Annotated in this window: 1 protein-coding gene; it reads right to left on the bottom strand. The window is 58.3% G+C overall.

Features of this window, described 5'->3' with window-relative positions; genetic code table 11:
• Positions 1–48 precede the first annotated feature (48 nt).
• Positions 49–242, bottom strand: a 194-nt coding sequence (locus tag AC6UDB_RS07220) for an ACT-like domain-containing protein (protein ID WP_500709588.1), incomplete at its 5' end; no start/stop codon positions are given.

The raw sequence follows: 242 nt of genomic DNA, 5'->3' as shown, positions 1-242 counted from the left end.
GGTTTCAGGAATTTGCTATTTCTGTGCCGGCGATAGCGCCGCAAATATTCATACAACCGCCAGCTCCACCCGGTGCAAGTTGGTCAGGCTCACTTCACCCACACACACCAGGTTACGCAGTTTTTGCGCAATCACCTCGGCCCGGTGCCAGCTCAGGCCGCCAATGCCGACTTCGATGTCCAGCCAGTCATCCTGCTGGCTGACGTGCACGCTGTGCGGGGTCAGGAACTGCAGGGCAAACA

This window comes from Fructilactobacillus sp. X3R2C1, assembly GCF_059901235.1.
The sequence above is the reverse complement of the archived record's forward strand: the minus strand, read 5'-3'. Positions and strand labels throughout refer to the sequence as shown.